We start from the raw sequence: 20,363 nt of genomic DNA on the forward strand, positions 1-20,363 counted from the left end.
CTATGAGACAGGGGTTTCAACCCCTGTCGGACTGTCGGACTGTCGGACTGTCGGACTGTCGGACTGTCGGACTGTCGGACTCTCGGACTTTGATACACGCAAAAAATCTTCCTGGTTTTCTTAGCAAAATGTTACAAACAAAGAAGCAAAAGTCTATTCAGGAGAATCCGCCTTGGTACTCTACAGCCCTCAACTTGAACCCAGTCAGCAGCAAAACCTTTCCTCCATCAATGGTTTTGCGGGCCGGCACATTGGCCCGACACCCAACGAAATCCAGCAAATGCTCAATGTTTTGGGCATTTCCAGCCTCGATGAGTTGATTGACAAAACGGTTCCAGCGGCGATTCGCATTTCTCAACCCTTACAACTTCCCGCAGCGCAAAGCGAGTACAGCGCTTTGGCAGAATTGAAAGAAATTGCTGCAAAAAATCAGGTATTTCGATCGTACATCGGCACTGGATATCACGACTGCATCACTCCCCCCGTCATTCAGCGGAATATCCTAGAAAATCCCGGCTGGTATACAGCTTACACTCCCTACCAAGCCGAAATTGCTCAAGGGCGATTGGAAGCTTTACTGAACTTCCAAACCATGATAATTGACCTCACGGGTTTGGAAATTGCCAACGCTTCTTTGCTGGATGAAGGGACAGCGGCGGCGGAAGCGATGGCGGTTAGTTACGGCGCCAGCAAAAATAAGGCAAAAGCGTTTTTTGTTTCCCAAGATTGCCACCCTCAAACTGTGGAAGTGGTGCAAACTCGCGCTAAGCCGCTGGGAATTGAGGTAATTGTCGGCGACCATCAAAGCTTTGAGTTCGATCGTACAATCTTCGGCGCTCTCCTGCAATACCCCGCCACAGACGGCGCAATTTACGACTATACCGATTTTATTCGATCGGCACACGAAGTCGGCGCATTAGTCACAGTAGCCGCCGACATATTGAGCCTTTGCTTGCTCACACCCCCCGGCGAATTCGGCGCGGATATAGCCGTAGGAAGCACTCAGCGCTTCGGAGTGCCGATGGGATTCGGAGGGCCCCACGCCGCCTATTTCGCCACGCGAGAAGAGTTTAAACGGCAAGTTCCGGGGAGAATTGTCGGCGTTTCTAAAGATGCCAACGGCAAATCTGCTTTACGTTTGGCCTTGCAAACTCGCGAACAACACATCCGCCGCGAAAAAGCAACCAGCAATATTTGTACGGCTCAAGTTTTGCTGGCAGTGATGGCGAGTATGTATGCTGTTTATCACGGCCCGTCTGGACTGAAAGACATTGCTGAGAAAGTACGGACTTTAACAGCACTTTTGGCATCCGGTTTAAGAAGTTTCGGATACACAATTGGTTCTCAACCTTTCTTCGATACTCTGCGAGTAGAATTGGGAGACAAACCGCTGTCAGAACTTCTAGAAGCTGCTAAAGTACGCAAAATTAATCTCCGAGTTTTCGATGATTCGACAGTGGGAATCACTTTAGATGAAACTGTCAGCGTTGAAGATGTGCAAGAGTTGTGGGAAATTTTTGCACAGGATAAAGATTATATCAGGGCAGACGGGCAGAATGCTCTCAACATTCCGCTGGATGCCGACGCATTGAATTCCTATTTGACCTTACCAGATTTTTGCGATCGCACCAGCAGCTATCTCGCCCATCCAGTTTTCAACAGTTACCATTCAGAAACTGAACTTTTGCGCTATTTGCACCGTTTAGAAGCCAAGGATTTATCGTTAAATACATCGATGATTCCCTTGGGTTCTTGCACAATGAAATTGAATGCAACAGCAGAGATGATGCCGGTGACTTGGGCAGAATTTGGCAAGATACATCCCTTTGCACCCCGCGATCAAACTCGCGGCTATCAAATGATGTTCGTGCAACTAGAACAGTGGCTGGCAGAAATCACCGGTTTTGCGGGAATTTCTTTGCAGCCAAACGCCGGTTCTCAGGGCGAATACGCGGGCTTGTTAGTTATTCGCCAATACCACGAACACCGAGGCGAATCTCACCGAAATATCTGTTTGATTCCCCAGTCAGCCCACGGTACAAATCCGGCTAGCGCGGTGATGGCGGGGATGAAAGTAGTTGCTGTCGAGTGTGATTCCCAGGGCAATATTGATGTCGCCGATTTACATAAAAAAGCAGACAAGCACAAAAAAGAACTGGCGGCTTTGATGGTAACATATCCATCAACTCACGGCGTTTTTGAGGAAGAAATTAAAGAGATTTGCGAGATTGTCCACAACTGCGGCGGACAAGTTTATATGGACGGCGCAAATATGAATGCTCAAGTTGGTTTGTGCCGCCCCGGTGATTTTGGTGCTGATGTTTGTCACTTGAATTTGCACAAAACTTTCTGTATTCCCCACGGCGGCGGCGGGCCGGGAATGGGGCCGATTGGGGTAATGTCTCATTTAGTGGAATTTTTGCCCACTAATTCTATTCTTAACAGTCAACAGTCAACAGTTAACAGTCAACAAATATCAGTTGGTGCTGTTTCCGCCGCGCCTTGGGGAAGTGCTAGCATTTTGCCTATTTCTTGGATGTACATTCGGATGATGGGAGGAGTGGGTTTAACTGAGGCAACAAAAGTAGCAATTCTTAATGCTAATTACATGGCAAAACGGTTACAATCTTATTATCCGGTTTTGTACAAAGGGAAAGCTGGTTTGGTGGCGCATGAGTGTATTCTAGATTTGCGATCGCTCAAAAAATCTGCGACTATTGAAGTAGAAGATATCGCTAAACGGTTGATGGATTACGGCTATCACGCGCCGACGGTTTCTTGGCCGGTTGCTGGTACGGTAATGGTGGAACCGACGGAAAGCGAATCGAAGCAGGAATTAGACCGTTTTTGCGAGGCAATGATTGCAATTCGAGGCGAAATTGCGGAGATTGAAAAAGGTAATGTTGACGCACAAAATAACGTCTTGAAAAATGCGCCGCACACCGCAGAATCTCTGATGGTTGATGAGTGGAATCGTCCTTATACTCGCGCGCAAGCTGCTTATCCGGCACCTTGGACTCGCGAATATAAGTTTTGGCCTGCGGTGGGCCGGATAGATAATGCGTTTGGCGATCGTAATTTTGTCTGTTCTTGTTTACCAATGGAGGCATACACTTAAGAGTGTAATCCATGTAAATCTCGTTTATATCTGAGTCTAGATACCCCTAAATCCCCCTTAAAAAGGGGAGTAGGGGTTGACTTTGAGAACGCTTCCGGTCCCCCCTTGTAGGGGCGGTGCGACCCCTACTCCCCGTGCCCGCCCTCTTGGCTAGGGGGATATCCGGGTTTGATAGATGCCGAAATCCACCTCACAAAAAGCCTCAAGAAACCGGGTTTCTGCGATAATTTATGTATCATCACCCAGATTCAGGAAGAAACCCGGTTTCTACATCCCCACCAACAGCCTCCAAACTCCATAAGCACCGCGCAAAATCTAAGAAACCGGGTTTCTACGAGTATCTAAACATCCTCACGCCCGATTTAGGAAGAAACCCGGTTTCTGAGCACCATGCTACATCCAAGAAACCGGGTTTTTACTTGATCTGTCGGTGGGAACGAAATATTGTCGTAAAAAACCCGGTTTCTGAGCTTACGCACTTTGACTAAAGAAACCGGGTTTTTACTGAATCTGTCGGTGGGAACGAAATATTGTCGTAAAAAACCCGGTTTCTGAGTCAATCTCAAGGAGTAAGCTGTTGTGCATTTAAATCGTCCTTAGCATCCGAGTGTGTTAGGGGACAAATGCAACTCTCCTGTCCCAGCCACTGCGATCCTACTTCATGCAGGGCTGCCATCACCGGTTGAATTTGGCGACCCTTGGGCGTGAGGGAATATTCGACACGGGGCGGAATCTCGGCATACACACGCCGATCGACTAACCCTTGAGATTCCAACTCTCGTAGGCGTTGGGTGAGGGTTTTGGTGCTGATGCCAGGAAGTGCTGTGAGTAATTCGTGGGGACGGCGATCGCCTCCAAACAGTTCGCGTAGAACCAAAATTGACCATTTATTGTCCAACAAATCCAGCACAAATTGAATCGGACATTTAACCTCTACGCACTGACTCGCTTCCACCATAAACTCCCTTCACTATAATTTCCATATTTCTTTAGAAATGGCTCAAGCGTCCTATTGGCTTCAATGCTTTACCTAAAGTAACTATAGGATACCACTGGTAACTGACTTGTGGGCGATCGCGGATTAAGGCAATGTGGTGCACAGTCATCAATTCCGAACAATCCACTCTCCACTCCTATGGTCAGTTCAATTAGTAAATCGGAGTCTGCTGGTCTCCCATCCAGCATTAAAGCACCTGTTCAAGAAACCCTGTTAACACCACGCTTTTACACCACCAATTTTGATGTCGTTGCCGAAATGGATCTGTCCGGGCAACAAGCGGAATTAGAAGCAGTTGTAGCAGAATTGCGCGCGGACTATAACCGCCACCATTTTGTCCGCAATCAAGAGTTTGAGCAATGCTGGGACAAGATTGATGGCGAAACGCGAAAGGCATTTATTGACTTTCTAGAGCGCTCCTGTACCTCAGAATTTTCGGGTTTTCTGTTGTTCAAAGAACTCTCCCGCAAACTTAAGAATCGCCAACCGTTGTTATCGGAAGCCTTTAGCTTACTGGCACGGGATGAAGCGCGTCACGCCGGTTTCTTGAATAAGGCGATGGCAGATTTTGGGTTGTCTCTCGATCTGGGCTATTTAACAAAAAATCGTACCTACACATTCTTCCCTCCAGAATGGGTAATTTATACTGTTTATCTGTCGGAAAAAATTGGCTACTGGCGCTATATTTTGGTGTATCGCCATCTAGAACAACATCCAGAACATCAAATTTATCCCCTGTTTCGCTACTTCGAGAATTGGTGCCAAGACGAAAATCGGCATGGGGATTTCTTTAAGGCTTTGTTGCGATCGCAGCCTAAGCTTTGGAATAACTGGAAAGCAAGACTCTGGGCGCGCTTTTTCCTACTGACGGTGTTTGCCACCCACACAATGACGGTGTTGGAACGCTCCACATTTTATGACTCGATCGGTATCGACCCCGATGAATATAACAAGCAGGTGATTCATCACACCAATGAAACGGCAAAACGGGCGTTTCCCAGTATTTTAGATACCCACCATCCACAATTCTTTCCCCGTTTGGATCGATGTGCGATCGCCAATCAGAAGCTAGCAGAAATCTCAACTAATCAGCGCCCTGCCGCCATCCAATTTTGCCAAAAATTACCCTGGATTGCTGTGATTGTCTGGCAGTTGTTGCGCCTTTATTTACTGCCCTCGATTAATGCTGAATCGTCCAGAACCGCTATTAATTAGGAGATATTGCCATGACAAATCTATCGACACGCCTCCGAGAAGGCACGATAAAATCCCACACCACAGCCGAAAATACTGCATTTATGAAATGCTTTATCAAAGGCATTGTGGAACGGGAACCTTTGCGTAAACTATTTGCCGATTTGTACTTTGTTTACAGCGCCTTAGAAACGGCTTTGCAGAGCCATGTCAACCACCCGATAATCGGAACCCTCTATTTCCCTGAGTTAAATCGCACTGAGAATCTGGCTTGCGATCTAGCTTTTTATTACGGTGAAAATTGGCGGGAGGAAATTACGGCTTCGCCAGCAGGTTCTGTGTATCGCGATCGCATTCAAACCCTCTCAAAAACCGATCCAGTCCTGCTGATTGCCCATGCCTACACCCGCTACATGGGTGATTTATCCGGCGGACAAAGCTTGAAAAACGTGATTCGATCGGCGTTGTCTCTGCCGCCGGATCAAGGAACAAATTTCTATGAATTTTCCCAAATCTCGACACCAGAAGCAAGGCGAGTATTTAAGGAACGCTATCGCCAAACCTTTGATGAGTTTCCGGTGGATGCTGACACGATCGAGCGAATTGTCGCCGAAGCAAATGCGGCATTTACCCTTAACCAGGATGTAATGCACGAACTCGAAGCCGATGTGAAAGCGGCGATTGGAGATCATACCTTTGATTTGCTGACTCGGCAAGATCGCCCCGGTAGCACAGAAGGCCGCAGCCCTCATGCCAAGCGAGAATCTGTCGCGAAATAACTCGCCCAAGGAAAACAAGATCGATCGTATCTCTAAAATATGCCGGGGTTCTGAATTTACACAACAACAGAAGGATACATTAGTTAATGAAACAGTTATCACAAACGGTTGAATTTGATGCTGCATTGTTGAATAAATACAACCAGCCTTTACCTCGCTATACCAGCTATCCACCCGCCACAGAATTAAGCACTGACTTCGATCGCAAAGCATTTAAAACCGCGATCGCCATCGGCAATCACAAACAAACCCCCTTATCGCTTTACTGCCACATCCCCTTTTGTGAAACGCCCTGTTATTTCTGCGGCTGCAATACCATCATTACCCAGCGCAAGGAGGTGGTAGAACCCTATTTAGGCTATCTCGATCGCCAAATTCGCCAAGTTGCCAGTTTGGTGGATGCCGATCGGCTGGTGCATCAGTTGCACTGGGGCGGCGGCACGCCCAACTATCTCGATCGCACTCAGGTAGAGTTTCTCTGGAACCAGTTAAATCGATATTTTCGGTTCGATGACGCAGCAGAAATATCGATCGAAGTCAACCCTAGCTATATCGATCGCGAATATATTCTATTTTTGCGACAATTAGGCTTCAATCGGATTAGTTTTGGCATTCAAGACTTTAATCCCACCGTGCAGCAAGCGATCAATCGGGTGCAGCCGGAAGCGATGTTGTTTGATGTGATGGATTGGATGCGGGAAGCTGGGTTTGAAAGTGTAAATGTAGATTTGATTTACGGCTTACCTTTCCAGACACAAGCCACATTCCAGGAAACTGTACAGAAGACCTTGCTATTAAATCCTGATCGCATTGCCGTCTTTAATTTTGCCTATGTTCCCTGGCTCAAACCGGTTCAGAAACGAATGCCGGAATCTGCTTTGCCCACTGCGGGGGAAAAGCTGAAAATTCTGCAAAGTACGATCGACCAACTGACGCAAAGTGGCTATGTGTTTATTGGTATGGATCACTTTGCCAAGCCTAATGATGAACTGGCGATCGCGCAACAAGCTGGGCAACTACATCGGAATTTTCAGGGTTATACCACTAAGCCAGAATCGGATCTGTTGGGCTTTGGCATGACTTCCATCAGTATGTTGCAGGATGTGTATACCCAAAACCACAAGGGATTGAAAGATTTTTATCTGGCGATCGATGGGGGTGAATTGCCTATCGAAAAAGGTGTTAGACTTAATCATGACGATCTGATTCGGCGCACAGTAATCATGGAATTGATGTGTCAATTCCAACTGTCGGTGCAGGATTTGGAAGAAAAATACCATCTCGGATTCGATCTAGATTTTAATGACTATTTTGCTCAGGTTTTGCCACAACTTGATGCCTTAGAAGCCGATGGGTTAATCAAACGTTGGGGCGATGGCATTGAAGTAACTGCGATCGGGCGCTTGCTAATTCGCAATATTGCATCGGTGTTTGATAGCTATCTCATCCCCCACTCAAGCAAACGGTTTTCCAAGTCCCTATGAATCAGCGTCAGATTTGTTAACTCAGATTAGTTAACATAGTCAGGGACGGATAAATACTTTCATAACCGAGTTTTTGCGTAAATTCTAACCAATTCAACAAGGAAAAAATCAATGTTCTGTGAACAATGCGAACAAACAGCAAGCGGACAAGGATGCCATCAGTTTGGTGCTTGTGGGAAAAGTCCCCAGGTGAATGCTATCCAAGATTTGCTGATTTATTATCTGCGCGGGTTGGCTCCGATTGCCCTGAAAGCAAAGGAGTTAGGCATTGATACTCATGCAGTGGATGTCTTCACCTGCGAAACGATCTTTGCCACGATGACGAATGTCAACTTTTCCGAAAAGCGGTTTGTTGAGTATCTCCAAGAAGCGATCGCCCATCGCGCCAACCTCAAGGCTCAAGTGCAGCAAGCAACAGACACTCCACCTACCTGGGCTGCAATTTCCGACTTTGAACCCAACTTTGAGGATAGCCTGGTTGAGCAGGGTGAGCTGATTTCGTCTCAGTTCCTCAGTCAGTCTGGCTTGAATGTGGATATTTTCTCACTCAAACTCACAGTGCTATATGGGGTTAAGGGTCTTGCCTCCTACACCTTCCACGCCTACGAAGTGGGCCAGGAAGACGAGCGGGTGTATCGTTTCATTTATGAGGCACTTGTCGCCCTCGATAACCAGACCTTGAGCTTGCAGGAGTGGGTGGATCTTGCTCTTGAGGTGGGAGCCATTAATCTGCGCTCTATGGAACTATTGGATGCCGGACATACCGGTACCTATGGGCACCCAATTCCCACGCCTGTTCCCCTCAATCCACGGCAAGGGAAGGCGATTCTGGTTTCAGGACATGACATCAAACAACTCGAAGGCTTGCTGAAGCAAACAGCAGACACGGGAATTACTGTTTACACCCACGGCGAACTTCTACCAGCCCACGGCTATCCCAAACTAAAACAGCAGTATCCCCATCTCTACGGTCACTACGGCACTGCTTGGCAGAACCAAACCAAGGATTTTGGCAAGTTCCCCGGTGCGATCGTGATTACGACCAACTGCTTAATGCCAACCCATTCCTATTATGAAAATAAACTCTTTAGCGTAGGCCCCGTCGGCTATCCGGGTCTGATTAACTTGAGTGCGATCGACAATGGCACACCCGATTTTACTCCCGTTATTGAGAAAGCACTGGCACTTCCCGGCTTTACTGAAGATGCACCCGCCAGGGAAGTCACAGTTGGTTTTGCCCACAATACAGTCCTAGGGGTGGCAGATAAAATCATTGAGGCTGTGAAACAGCGTAAAATCCGCCATTTCTTCCTGGTAGGGGGCTGTGATGGAGCCAAACCCGATCGCAACTACTACACCGAGTTCGTAGAAAAAGTGCCTGATGATTGTGTCGTACTAACCCTAGCTTGCGGTAAGTTTCGCTTCTTCGATCGACAAATGGGCGACATTGACGGACTACCCCGCCTGATGGATGTTGGTCAGTGCAACGATGCCTACTCAGCGATTCAGATTGCTGTAGCCCTAGCCAATGCCTTTGAGGTAGGTGTCAACGATATACCCCTTTCCATGATTCTGTCGTGGTATGAACAAAAGGCAGTAGCCGTCTTGCTAACTCTCTTGCATTTGGGGATTAAAAACATTCGTTTAGGGCCGACATTACCGGCGTTTATTTCTCCCAATGTATTCAAGCTTCTGTCGGAGAAATATAACTTGCAGGCCATTACCACCCCTGATGCCGATCTAGCAGCTTGCTTGAGCCCATTAGCAGTCATTCGCTAAGGAATGAGAATTAAATAACTTAGAATGCGTGATGGTTCTTGTGGGATGGGCGTCCCGCCCGTCCAGAAATGGCGGGCTATAAGCCCAACCCCTACTCCCCACTTTCAAGAGTGTAAATTATTTAATTCGCGATCCTAAGTCTATTCAGAGGGATTCATCTGCGTTAATCTGTGTTTATCAGCGGTGAAAAAAAGAGAATGTATTAACCGCCCCGGACAAGGGATTGACGCAGATTCACGCGCTTGTCGAGAATAGAGATAGGATGGAGATTCATATTCTCAAAGATGGCAGTCGGATTTTCACAGGCTACCGGAGTCAAATGAATCTCGCTGAGTCGGAGTTATGAACCCGATCGCACTAAGCATCGAGCATCCAAGCAATACACTTTTGCATTTGATTGCTCATTGTTTGTCGATCGGCATTATACCTGCGGCCGTGTCCCGGCAACACCCATTCAAACGAGTAATTAGCCAACTTCTGCATAGATTTGATTTGTTCTGGCCAAGAATACCAACAGACATCGTGAAAGCCAACTAGCTCCTGCAAACTTTCCGACCAAGCAAGATGATCGCCGGTGAACAAAAACTTGTTATTGTAAAGCAAAACTGTGTGACCTTTCGTGTGACCGGGCACCGATATAATCAACAAATCATCTGCTAGTTGATACGGTTCTGTGGGCGACAATTGCATTTCTACACGGCAAGTATCAGCGTTAATTTCGTCATAATGAATGATGCGATCGCACCCAAAATGCTCGCGGTATTGTTGATGATCTGCGACATCATCGCGGTGAGTCAAGTACATATAGCGAATGCCACCCATTGCTTCTATGTTTTTGACTAGCGGCGGCACAAAACGGGGAGAATCAACTAAAATGTTTCCTTCAGGGCGGACAATTAAATAGCTGGCTGCAGCGTAGGATTTCTCTGAGTGGTAGCCGCAGTGATAGACATTTTCTGCTACGAGTGCGGGCAACAGTTGCTGGGCTTCTTTGATCCTTTTGGGTTTTTCTACAGTGCCGATCGAACTTGTGGGACAAGACAAAAGAGCCGCGAGCGATCGCATTTCTTCAGTTTCATTAGTTGGCTGGCGGTAAACCGCAGACTGTTCTCCCGCTTGAGTAAATACTTCAGGTGCCATCCACCGACAAGTATCGCAGTCAATGCAGGTACTGTCCACTTGACACTCCCCTGGCTAAAGCCGAGGGGATTCTTGATTCGCAGAATCGACTTGCCGATGCAGAATTACTTCAACATCGGTAGCGGTCAACTCTCCACAAGCGTTCGGATCTAAGATCCAAGTTCCGACGTGCCCCGCCGTACTCAATCCCCGACTTAGGATATTTCTACCTGCGTTGTGATCGCGATCTAATACACATCCACACCGACAAGCGTGAGTTCGCGTTGATAGACTTTTCTTAACAATGGTTCCGCAGCTAGAACATTCTTGACTCGTCCCGTGGGCTGGCACGGCAATTGTAATCCTTCCGAATACTTTACCGAAATATTCCATCCACACTCGAAACATATACCAAGATGCGTCGTTAATCGATTTAGCTAAGCAGTGATTCTTCACCATGTTTTTGATTCTCAAATCTTCATAGACTACACAGTCGTTTGACTGGATGACGCATCTTGCTAATTTCACAGCAAAATCTTTACGCTGTCTACTTATTTTGAGGTGGCGTTTTCCTAGAATTACCCTAGCTTTTTTTCTATTTTCTGAACCTTTGACTCGCTTTGAAAGCCGCCTTTGGGCTTTCTTTAGTCGGCGCTCTTCTTTGCCCAGAAAACGCGGATTTTCGACTGTAACACCATTAGAGTCTGTGTAGAACTCTTTGAGCCCCACGTCTAATCCAATAGCATTACCTGTAACTTCAATCTTCTCGGAACGGTCAACTTGAACGCAAAACTGGATGTAGTATCCATCGGCTCGTTTGACTAAGCGCACTCGCTTAATTTGGCTAAGCTGATAGAAATGTAAGTCTCGCGTTCCTTTTAATTTGAGTTTCCCGATTCCATTCTTATCTGTAAAAGTGATAGATTTCCGGTCTGTCGCTAGACGCCACCCGGTCGTTTTGTATTCGACTGAGCGGTTGTCTTTCTGAAACTGCGGAAAACCCTTTTTCCCGGTAATTTTATTTTTACAGTTGTCGTAAAATCGGGCGATTGCCGACCACGCTCTTTCTGCGCTTGATTGTCGAGCCATGCTATTCAATTCATCGCAAAACGGAAACTCTTTAGCTAAAACAGCGCTGTACTTATTCAAGTCATATTTGTTGACTTTTTGGTTTTCCATCCAAAAGCGCAATGCTTTGTTACGGATGAACTGCACTGTTCTAATTGCTTCATCTACAGCATCGAATTGCTGCTTTTTACCGTATGCTTTGAATTCAAAAACTAGCATGACTTCGACCTCATCACGTTCTTCTTATGCTAACAGCACTAGCTTAATATCATCCAAGTGTTTACAAGACTTTACAGAGTTGTATCCTAAGTTGCAATCCTAATATCTAATGAAAGATACTGGGAAGCTAAAGCCTCCTTCTCCCTTTCATCCCCGGACTAAAGTCACGGGGTTTTCATGTTCGATTTCTATAAATTATGGTAACAATGAGTACCCCCCACATCCCGACGGGGGATTAAACCCCGTCTCACAGACCAAGCCGATTAAAACTCACCTCTTGCAGCATTCTCAAAAACGGGCAAGATGCCCGTTCCACAAGAGATTAATTTTCTTGTGGAACAGGCCGGAAAGCCTGTTCCTAAAAGGATTATTGACAATGGTGCAATATCTAAGTTTCAATCAACAATTCTACCGCTGCTGATCCGCTGGAAAAGCACCCGCTTTCACCGCCACAGTAACAGGTTGTCCGCCGCGGCTCAATTCAAGCTGCAGATCGCTGCCCACTGTACTTTTCTCGACAATTTGCTGTACGCTGCCAGCATCAGTTACTTCTGTACCGTTGATTTTCTTGATCACATCGGCAAGGCGAACTCCAGCTTGTGCCGCCGGAGAATTTTTCGCAACTCCCAAAACTAACACGCCTTTATCTTCAGTCAGCCTCAATTTGGTGTTGGGATTTTGATTAAATTCTCTCTTGATTTCGGGAGTAATGCTCAACATCCGAACGCCGAGATAAGGATGTTCGGCTTTTCCTACTGTTACTAATTGGTCGGCAATTTGTTGTGCTCTATCGATCGGAATAGCAAAACCCAATCCTTGAGCGCCTTGAATAATCGCCGTATTCATGCCGATAACTTGACCGCGCTGGTTCAGCAGCGGGCCGCCAGAATTGCCGGGATTGATCGCAGCATCGGTTTGAATAAAGCTGACGCGCTTGTCGGGAACACCGACATCGGCGCTAGAACGGCCTGTAGCGCTAATAATGCCCACAGTCACAGTATTGTCCAAACCGAGGGGATTGCCGATCGCGATCGCCCATTCTCCCGGCTGTAACTCTTCAGATTTGCCCAAACTCACCACAGGCAAATTGTTAGCTTCTATTTTAACAACAGCCACATCAGTAACTGTATCGACGCCTAAAACTTTGCCGACAAATTCGCGGCCATCCTTCAGTTTTACCGTCACCGTATCCGCCCCGTTAACGACGTGAGCGTTAGTCAAAATGCGACCATCAGAACCAAAAACAAAACCCGAACCAGAGCCCCTTTCTACCCGATTTCCCGGTTGAATGGGAGATTCTGAACCGAAGAAACGGCGGAATTGCTCGGGTATCTCATCTGGAACTTGGTTCGTCACCGTGCGAGACGAATTGATCCGCACCACTGCCGGGCCGACTTCCTGCACAACTTTAGTAACAAAATTAGAGTCTTGAGAAGGCAGTATATTCGCAGGCAATGCTGAGATTGGCGCTGTAGTTGAAGGTTCAGCTTGAATGGCGTTAGAACTTCCAGGAACTCCAGAAGTTAGGGCGTTGCACCCAACAGTTGCGGTGGAGCCGAGCAAAATGAGGGATAAAAAAGCCAGTTTTTTCGGCAAATAAAAACGGCGAGAACGCACAGTTGTAGCAGGCATATTTTTGGTTGACATAGTATTGAGTTGGTGGGAGTTAGAGCGAGAGTTATAATTATGGTTTTGCATTTTTAGCACCTACTGTAATTAAATTAGAACTAAAGGTTCTTTAATTTTTATTCAAGCATTTATGAGTTCTGCTTGACTGGTGGGGTTTACCCTACAAGCTGGGGTAGAAACCGGACAGTCGCCGGCAAATTGTTTGTGGATTCGAGCTTTTGAGTGCGATCGAACTGGGTCGGCACTGGCGAATTGCTGTGTGAGTGCGATAATACAAACTACGGTAGCCAGCTCGCATATTCCGCATTTCTCGCGAACTTTTCACCAAAAAACTGGGTCTGAAGCCCCGTCCTTATAGGACGGCTTTACATTGAATTAAATCCCCTTTCGGGGTCGGAGAGGGAATTTTATGCAACCTCTCCGATTTTTGGGGAATGGTTGCCCCAAACTCCCATTTCTGGGGTAAAGTTAGCTTCGACAAGGTTATAAAGGCTTGCGCCGGCTAGCAGCACTGTCGAGCGTGACCTTAAGACTGTTTAACCACTAGCGACAGAGCAAGGGACTAGCTTCGCATCAAGCGGGTGTCGTGACCTAAATAACGTAGCTATTTAAAGCTTAGTCTGGTCAGAATGGCCTGTTAGATTTCTCTTTCAAGCCTCACGCCTTTAGGCTGAGGTTTCTGACAGGATTGATATCCGAAGTCAACAACAATCGTGCACTCAAAAAAACCAGGTTTCTACGCAAAATATTCGTTGTGAGCGATCGAGGTTAACGTAGAAACGGAGTTTTTGACCCCGCCTGCATCCATGAAGGACAGCAGTTAAAGCACCGGAAAGCCTCACCCTAAAGCAGGAAGTAAAAAACCTGTAAAGCCTCAAGCTAAAGTACCAACTAAACCTTAAGTCAAAATAGCCTGCAAAAACTCTCTTCAAATCTAAAATTTGAACCTAGGGAGGAATTTTATTGCTCCATCGGTTCAATGGAACTAACCGAATCGATTTCCCTCGACTTTTTCCTCGAACTTTCCAAAACATCAACAGTATTCTTAATAAAACCAGCCATCGGCACAGCAACTAACAAACCTGCTATTCCCGCCACCTTAACCCCCACCAGCAGCGCCACTAAAATCCACACAGGATTGAGACCGATAAAACCGCCTAATAACCGAGGAGCAACGCCACTTTCAATTATTTGCTGAATTACTGTAGCGACAGCTAAAACTGTGACTCCGAGCCAAAAGTTGTTTAATGTGATTAGCAAACTGACAATGCAAATACTGAAAGGTGCCCCGAAGGGAATCATAGTCATTACACCCACACCCAAACCGAACAGAAGTCCGAAGGGAACTCGCATAATTAAAAAAGCAACAGTGATAGACAGTCCCATCAAACCCGCCAAAGTTGCTTGCCCGACGAAGTAGTTGTGGAAGCTTCGCGCCAGCAACTCTCGCAATTGAAGGCTCAGCTTGGAGGGAAACCATTTAAATAATCCTTCCCATACGCGATCGCCGTGCAAGAGCAAGTAGAATGTCACGACTATGGTGAGGAGGAAATTCAACAGACTGTCTGCAGCACCCAAACCAAATCTGAGAATTTCGCCAGTGAGAGACTGCAATTGAAATGAAAGTCGATCGCTCAATTGGGTAGTCAAACCGCTAACATCAATGCGGAGATTGCGATTTTCCGCCCAATTGTGGAATGCTTCAATTTGTTCTGTGCCAGAAACTATCCAAGTCGGCAGTCGGGTGGCGAGCTCAGTGATTTGGTTTAGCAGAATGGGAGCCAGAGTGATAGCTAAAACCACCAATACCAGTAAAGTCAAAAACAATACCGATAAAACTGCTCGATCGCGCTTTAAGCCGTATCTGTGCAGAAAGCGCACGGGATAATCTAGCAAAAAAGACAGCACTGTAGCCACTACCAAAACTGTAATCAGGGCGCGAAAATATTCAAAGACTAGGAGGGCTAACCAGCAGTTGAGTACCGCTAGGGGAAATACCAGTCCGTAAGTCCACCACTGCTGCAGTTGAGTGAAACGTCTCATCTAAGTTAAGCGAGTTAAAATTTGAGATGCAAGATGTGAGATTGGCGCTGCTATTCGCCCTTCTTTCTTAACCACTTTATAGTGTATTTATTTATACCCGACTGCTGAAAATTTCCAGTTGCTCGACCCGCAGCGGAAATTGGGTTGCTGGCAGGCAGAGCCTGCCACAACTATGTTATATCGTTTCCGCTAGTATGGATATATTACCTGCGAAAATAATTTATTTTCAGTTGACCGGGCAGCGGTTTGCAAATCGCAATTCAACCTTTTTCCCCGTGCCTTTCGAGAGCTAATTGAATTAAACGGTCTACTAATTCAGGGAAAGAAATGCCGTCCGCTGCCCACATTTGCGGATACATACTGGTAGCTGTAAAGCCGGGAAAAGTGTTGATTTCGTTAATCAAAACTTCTCCGGTTGATTCAATGTAGAAAAAGTCTACTCGCGCTAAACCTGCAGCGTCTACAGCCAAAAATGCTTGCACTGCCATTTCTTGGATTTGCGAGACGATCGCACCGCTGACTTTTGCCGGGATTGAGCAGTCGGCTTGTCCCTGGGTATATTTAGTTTCGTAATCGTAGAAATCGCTTTGAAAAGTAATTTCTCCCACCGTTGAAGCTTGGGGATTATCGTTACCCAAAACTGCACATTCTAATTCTCTAGCAACCACACCCGCTTCGACAATTATCCGCCTATCGTAGCTGGCGGCGCTGTCGAGGGCTGCTTCTAATTCAGCGCGCGATCGAGCTTTAGAAATTCCCACAGACGAACCCAAATTCGCTGGTTTAACAAAGCAAGGATAGCCCAAACTCGCTTCAATTTTGTCGCACAGTTTGGGGAAAACGCAAGGATTAGACCAGATTTCGGAACGGTTGACAGCGACGTATTTTACCTGCGGCAAACCAGCCTGAGCAAAAGCCATTTTCATAGCAATTTTATCCATTCCCAGCGCCGAACCTAAAACCCCGGAACCGACAAAAGGAACTTGCATTAATTTCAGTAACCCTTGCACCGTACCGTCTTCACCGTTTGGCCCGTGCAAAACAGGGAACCAAACATCTACAGCATTAAAATTAGGAAACTGTCCAGAGGCGGGAGAATCATCTTCTGCTGTTTGTTCCTCTATTTCCAGAGGTTTTCCGGTGGCTAAGACTTCTTGAGGTAATGTTCCCGACAGCCAGCGGCCGTTTTTTTGGATATAAAAGGGCAGAACTTCGTATTTAGAGGCATTTTCCTCAGCAGCGAGGGCACGGGCGATCGCCCGCGCCGAACTAATAGAGACTTCGTGTTCGCCCGATCGCCCCCCGAACAATAGCCCGATCCGCATCATTGTCATTTTTCACTACTCCTAGGACTTTTCGACAAATATACACGCAGTTAGCGCAGCCAACGCAGAAACGAACCGCCTTAAAACTACTTATCTCCTCCCTCCCACTCTTCCTCTGTGTCCTCTGCGCTCTCTGCGGTAAAAAAAATTACATCTTCTTAGAAAAGTTCACCAGTAAGCCGTCCCCTATCTCATTCCGGTGCTATTTAAAGCATTTCCCCCGTCAAACTAAAAGCGCGAATATCTGTAATTTTAACCCGCACAATTTTCCCCGCCAATTCAGCAATATCACCCTTAAAAAATGTGAGACGATTGCCGCGAGTGCGCCCCATCACCTGAGTTGGATCTTTGAGATTCTGGACTTCCACCAAAACCTCTTCAGTACGTCCGAAATAGCGCTGCGATCGTTCCATCGCCGTTGTTGTCACCACATGATTGATCCGTTGCAGGCGATCGGCTTTCACCTCCTCACTCAACTGATTTTCCCACAAAGCCGCCGGCGTCCCAGGGCGAGGCGAATAAGCCGCAGTATTCACCAAATCGAAACCAACATCTTCGATCAACTTCAAAGTCTTTTCAAACTGCGCTTCCGTCTCCCCAGGAAAGCCGACAATCGCATCCGCAGTAATCGAAGCATCCGGCATATAACGGCGAATTGTATCAATAATCCGGCGGTATTTTTCCTGAGTATAACCCCGCGACATCGCTTTCAAAATATCATTATCTCCCGACTGAAAAGGAATGTGAAAATGTTCGCAAACCTGCGGTAATTCAGCACAAGCCTTAATCAATCTTTCTGTAAAATAGCGCGGGTGGCTAGTAGCAAATCTGAGGCGATCGACACCAGGCACATCCTGCAAAAAATAAAGCAAATCCGTCAAAGTATGCTGGTTGCTGCCGTCCGGTTTTGTCCCCGGCAAATCGCGCCCGTAAGCATCAATATTTTGCCCCAACAAAGTTACTTCCTTGTAACCTTGACGGCCCAAATCCTCCATTTCCGCGCGAATTGCCTCCGGCATTCGCGACTGTTCAACCCCGCGAACATTCGGGACAACACAATAAGTGCAGCGTTCATTGCAGCCGTAAATTACATTCACCCAAGCAGTTACCTTGCTGTCGCGACGCGGCTTAGTAATATCCTCCATAATCTCAACAGCTTCAGTCGCCACGACTTGATTGCCCTCAAAAACTTGTTCCAGCAAATCTTCAAGTCGGTTAGCGTGTTGTGGCCCCATTACTAAGTCTAATTCCGGCACTCTCCGCAGCAGCGCTTCACCTTCCTGCTGCGCGACGCATCCAGCTACAATTAAAGTTAAACCCGGTTCTTGGCGCTTGCGATGAGCTTGCCTTCCGAGGTTAGAATAAACTCTTTGTTCGGCATTGTCGCGAATCGTGCAAGTATTGTAGAGAATCAAGCTAGCTTCGTTCGGGTCTTCCGAGAACTCAAAGCCCATATTTTCCAGAATGCCGGCCATCCGTTCCGAGTCGGCTTTATTCATCTGGCATCCGAAAGTAGTGATGTGATAGCGGCGGGGTTTAACGGTCATGGCGAATTGCAGGCAAATAAAAAATATAGGTTTTCAACCTTAACCAACTATTATATAACAAGTCCAAACCATTTGTGAATTTTTCTTTTTATTAGTTCATTTAAACAACCGGGTTCACCAATCTCTAGCGTGTGTGAGGCGCGACGATTAACTGTTACGGGGGGCTAGAAACCCGGTTTCTACGAGTTTTGGGATTAGTCACGACCAATCTAGCAAGAAACCGGGTTTCTGAGATACTTTTGCGCTTATTTATCTATTGGTTTTTTATATAAAAACTGTAAAATTGTTTTGGCAATACCTTGTGCAGCCAAATAAGGAACCCCATTGCCAACAGTTTTAAACATATTAGTCAACGTCATCTTGGGCGGCAGTGCAAAATCTTTTGGTAGTGACTGAATAGCCAGTGTTTCCGCAACAGAAAGCCGGCGAAGTTTGTAAGGGTGCAAGTGAACTTCGTTATTGCCGTAACAAGCTGTTGGCGAATAACGCCACCGATGCAATCGCTTGAAAGATTTTTTTGAATCATCTCCTTCATCAACGGAAGCAAACCGCTTAATGCCTGCTTTGGGTTGAAAATAGTGTTCGGCATTGGGATGGTTGAGAACGTCATTTTTTTGGAACCAAAATTCTACCGTTAAATCTTGGTGAATGCCATCAGGACAAGGCACGAAACCATCACCTGCAAAGGCTGTTCTATCAGGCCAAGGATGAGAAAAAATTTCTGATTTGGGATATAATACCTGACTTTGCCAAGGAAATAAACTTTCGGCTAACATTTGGCTTTTTTCCTCTAGGGAAATGCCCAGATTTCTGACAAGGTTTTTTCTAAATCCAATCAAAATAATTCTGTCTCTATCTTGCGGGACACCGTATTCTATCGCATTAATTAAACGTTCGGCAAAAACGTATCCCGAATCAGCCAACTGCTGTTTTAGTTCGTCGTAAAAAGATTTATGTTTTTTGGTTCTCCACAAACCTTTGACATTTTCAAATAAAAAGAAATCTGGTTGCTGCTGACAAATCAATTCAATGTATGAAGCTGAAAGTTGACCTTTATCTCCTTCCCCACCCCGGTTTTTGCCACCAATAGAAAAGTCAGGACAAGGCGGCCCCGCGATAAATCCCACAATATCGTGATGCTTGCGGGCATCCTGCATCAATTCCCGCAAATGAAGTGCTGGTTTTCCCTCTACCAGTCGAGTTACATCTGCTTCCTCTCCTTCGCAATATCCGTATTCTGGCTGTGGTAAATTCAGACACTGCCGAGAATAGCGGTATGCTTGCATGAAAGGTGGGAAAATTTCATTGACATACGCTATATTAAAGCCGATCGACTCAAAACCCAGATCGAGGAAGCCTGAACCTGAAAAAAATGAGAATATACAGGGGATGGGGAATTGGGAATTGGGCATGGGGAATTGGGCATGGGGAATTGGTAATTGACCGGGGCGGGTTTATGAGATTATTAATTTGAGGCGATTATTGTTGGTAAAAACCGCCGCTACAGCTATTATTAAAACCATTGGCCGCCTCGGAAACGCCAGTGGGGAAACAAAATCCGCATCAGTGTTTGCGACGCCAGATAAATAGCCAGCCACACTAAACTATAATGCAAAGCAAAAGCTCCCAAGTCAAAATCTTGTGCAGGTATCCCCGGCAAACCGATAACTTTGATTAAAAATAACACAAAAAGTGCTTCCCAAATTCCAGCGAGTAATTGAAATGCGCCGGGCCAATCTCGATCCCAGCGAAACTGCTGGATGTAGATATATAAAGCATCCCAGCCGATGCCAAAAATCGCTACATACCCTAATATCCAGAAAAAACTTGATCCTGATTGGGCGGTAATTAAACCCAGACAAAAGGGCAGCGTTACTAAAACGCCTACGGTTGTAAATAACAATAACCGAGTTTGCCAGCGACCGAATAAGGTGGGAGTCATGCGATTTTAGATTTTAGATTTTAGATTTTAGATTGAATGGGAAGGTTGTTCGATTTTAGATTTTGGATTTTAGATTTTAGATTGAATGGGAAGGTTGTTCGATTTTAGATTTTAGATTTT

Annotated in this window: 14 protein-coding genes; 5 read left to right on the forward strand and 9 right to left on the reverse strand. The window is 46.3% G+C overall.

Going from position 1 to position 20,363, the window contains the following annotated elements:
• The first annotated feature begins 172 nt into the window (after nt 1–172).
• Entirely contained in the window at nt 173–3,118 is a 2,946-nt protein-coding gene (gene gcvP, locus QT973_RS24435; RefSeq protein ID WP_333392386.1) for an aminomethyl-transferring glycine dehydrogenase, read from the forward strand.
• Between the two features lie 562 nt (nt 3,119–3,680).
• Here the strand turns inward: gcvP and QT973_RS24440 are convergent.
• Complete coding sequence (locus QT973_RS24440; protein ID WP_333392388.1) at nt 3,681–4,076, reverse strand: helix-turn-helix domain-containing protein; 396 nt, start codon at nt 4,074–4,076, stop codon at nt 3,681–3,683.
• A gap of 177 nt (nt 4,077–4,253) precedes the next feature.
• Here QT973_RS24440 and acsF point away from each other — a divergent pair, with 177 nt between their 5' ends.
• The 4 genes from acsF (at nt 4,254) to hcp (ending at nt 9,351) form a co-directional block, all read left to right on the forward strand.
• On the forward strand, nt 4,254–5,330 hold the full coding sequence (gene acsF / locus QT973_RS24445) for a magnesium-protoporphyrin IX monomethyl ester (oxidative) cyclase (RefSeq protein WP_333392390.1): 1,077 nt from the start codon (nt 4,254–4,256) through the stop codon (nt 5,328–5,330).
• Nucleotides 5,331–5,341: 11 nt separating this feature from the next.
• Nucleotides 5,342–6,088, forward strand: a complete 747-nt coding sequence (locus QT973_RS24450) for a heme oxygenase (biliverdin-producing) (protein ID WP_333392392.1) — start codon at nt 5,342–5,344, stop codon at nt 6,086–6,088.
• Nucleotides 6,089–6,174: 86 nt separating this feature from the next.
• Nucleotides 6,175–7,572, forward strand: a complete 1,398-nt coding sequence (hemN, locus tag QT973_RS24455) for an oxygen-independent coproporphyrinogen III oxidase (RefSeq protein WP_333058518.1) — start codon at nt 6,175–6,177, stop codon at nt 7,570–7,572.
• Nucleotides 7,573–7,683: 111 nt separating this feature from the next.
• Nucleotides 7,684–9,351, forward strand: a complete 1,668-nt coding sequence (hcp, locus tag QT973_RS24460) for a hydroxylamine reductase (RefSeq protein WP_333058520.1) — start codon at nt 7,684–7,686, stop codon at nt 9,349–9,351.
• 357 nt (nt 9,352–9,708) lie between these two features.
• Here the strand turns inward: hcp and QT973_RS24465 are convergent, their stop codons facing one another.
• The 8 genes from QT973_RS24465 to QT973_RS24500 all read right to left on the reverse strand — a co-directional run bounded on the left by QT973_RS24465 (nt 9,709) and on the right by QT973_RS24500 (nt 20,243).
• Nucleotides 9,709–10,530, reverse strand: coding sequence for an MBL fold metallo-hydrolase (locus QT973_RS24465; protein WP_333392394.1), 822 nt, complete (start codon nt 10,528–10,530; stop codon nt 9,709–9,711).
• 15 nt (nt 10,531–10,545) lie between these two features.
• Nucleotides 10,546–11,757, reverse strand: coding sequence for a transposase (locus QT973_RS24470; RefSeq protein WP_333392397.1), 1,212 nt, complete (start codon nt 11,755–11,757; stop codon nt 10,546–10,548).
• Between the two features lie 408 nt (nt 11,758–12,165).
• Complete coding sequence (locus QT973_RS24475; RefSeq protein ID WP_333392399.1) at nt 12,166–13,455, reverse strand: HhoA/HhoB/HtrA family serine endopeptidase; 1,290 nt, start codon at nt 13,453–13,455, stop codon at nt 12,166–12,168.
• Between the two features lie 891 nt (nt 13,456–14,346).
• Nucleotides 14,347–15,429 carry an AI-2E family transporter gene (locus QT973_RS24480; protein WP_333057606.1) on the reverse strand — a complete coding sequence of 361 codons (1,083 nt, stop codon included), beginning with the start codon at nt 15,427–15,429 and terminating at the stop codon, nt 14,347–14,349.
• A 260-nt stretch (nt 15,430–15,689) separates the two neighbouring features.
• On the reverse strand, nt 15,690–16,763 hold the full coding sequence (locus QT973_RS24485; protein WP_333392400.1) for a D-alanine--D-alanine ligase family protein: 1,074 nt from the start codon (nt 16,761–16,763) through the stop codon (nt 15,690–15,692).
• A gap of 197 nt (nt 16,764–16,960) precedes the next feature.
• Nucleotides 16,961–18,301 (reverse strand): tRNA (N6-isopentenyl adenosine(37)-C2)-methylthiotransferase MiaB, encoded by a 1,341-nt coding sequence (miaB, locus tag QT973_RS24490; protein ID WP_333057608.1) that lies wholly within the window; start codon nt 18,299–18,301, stop codon nt 16,961–16,963.
• Nucleotides 18,302–18,546: 245 nt separating this feature from the next.
• Nucleotides 18,547–19,713 (reverse strand): DNA cytosine methyltransferase, encoded by a 1,167-nt coding sequence (locus tag QT973_RS24495; protein WP_333392402.1) that lies wholly within the window; start codon nt 19,711–19,713, stop codon nt 18,547–18,549.
• A 101-nt stretch (nt 19,714–19,814) separates the two neighbouring features.
• Nucleotides 19,815–20,243 (reverse strand): hypothetical protein, encoded by a 429-nt coding sequence (locus QT973_RS24500; RefSeq protein WP_333057610.1) that lies wholly within the window; start codon nt 20,241–20,243, stop codon nt 19,815–19,817.
• Between the last annotated feature and the right edge of the window lie 120 nt (nt 20,244–20,363).

The sequence above is a fragment of the Microcoleus sp. Z1_A1 genome (genome assembly GCF_036700305.1).
GTDB lineage: Bacteria > Cyanobacteriota > Cyanobacteriia > Cyanobacteriales > Microcoleaceae > Microcoleus.

Coding starts and splice junctions, on each gene's coding strand:
- QT973_RS24495 (WP_333392402.1), bottom strand. CDS start 19,713: ATGCCCAATTCCCAATTCCCCATCCCCTGTATATTCTCATTTTTTTCA.
- miaB (WP_333057608.1), bottom strand. CDS start 18,301: ATGACCGTTAAACCCCGCCGCTATCACATCACTACTTTCGGATGCCAG.
- QT973_RS24480 (WP_333057606.1), bottom strand. CDS start 15,429: ATGAGACGTTTCACTCAACTGCAGCAGTGGTGGACTTACGGACTGGTA.
- QT973_RS24500 (WP_333057610.1), bottom strand. CDS start 20,243: ATGACTCCCACCTTATTCGGTCGCTGGCAAACTCGGTTATTGTTATTT.
- QT973_RS24440 (WP_333392388.1), bottom strand. CDS start 4,076: ATGGTGGAAGCGAGTCAGTGCGTAGAGGTTAAATGTCCGATTCAATTT.
- QT973_RS24475 (WP_333392399.1), bottom strand. CDS start 13,455: ATGCAAAACCATAATTATAACTCTCGCTCTAACTCCCACCAACTCAAT.
- QT973_RS24485 (WP_333392400.1), bottom strand. CDS start 16,763: ATGACAATGATGCGGATCGGGCTATTGTTCGGGGGGCGATCGGGCGAA.
- QT973_RS24450 (WP_333392392.1), top strand. CDS start 5,342: ATGACAAATCTATCGACACGCCTCCGAGAAGGCACGATAAAATCCCAC.
- acsF (WP_333392390.1), top strand. CDS start 4,254: ATGGTCAGTTCAATTAGTAAATCGGAGTCTGCTGGTCTCCCATCCAGC.
- hcp (WP_333058520.1), top strand. CDS start 7,684: ATGTTCTGTGAACAATGCGAACAAACAGCAAGCGGACAAGGATGCCAT.
- QT973_RS24470 (WP_333392397.1), bottom strand. CDS start 11,757: ATGCTAGTTTTTGAATTCAAAGCATACGGTAAAAAGCAGCAATTCGAT.
- hemN (WP_333058518.1), top strand. CDS start 6,175: ATGAAACAGTTATCACAAACGGTTGAATTTGATGCTGCATTGTTGAAT.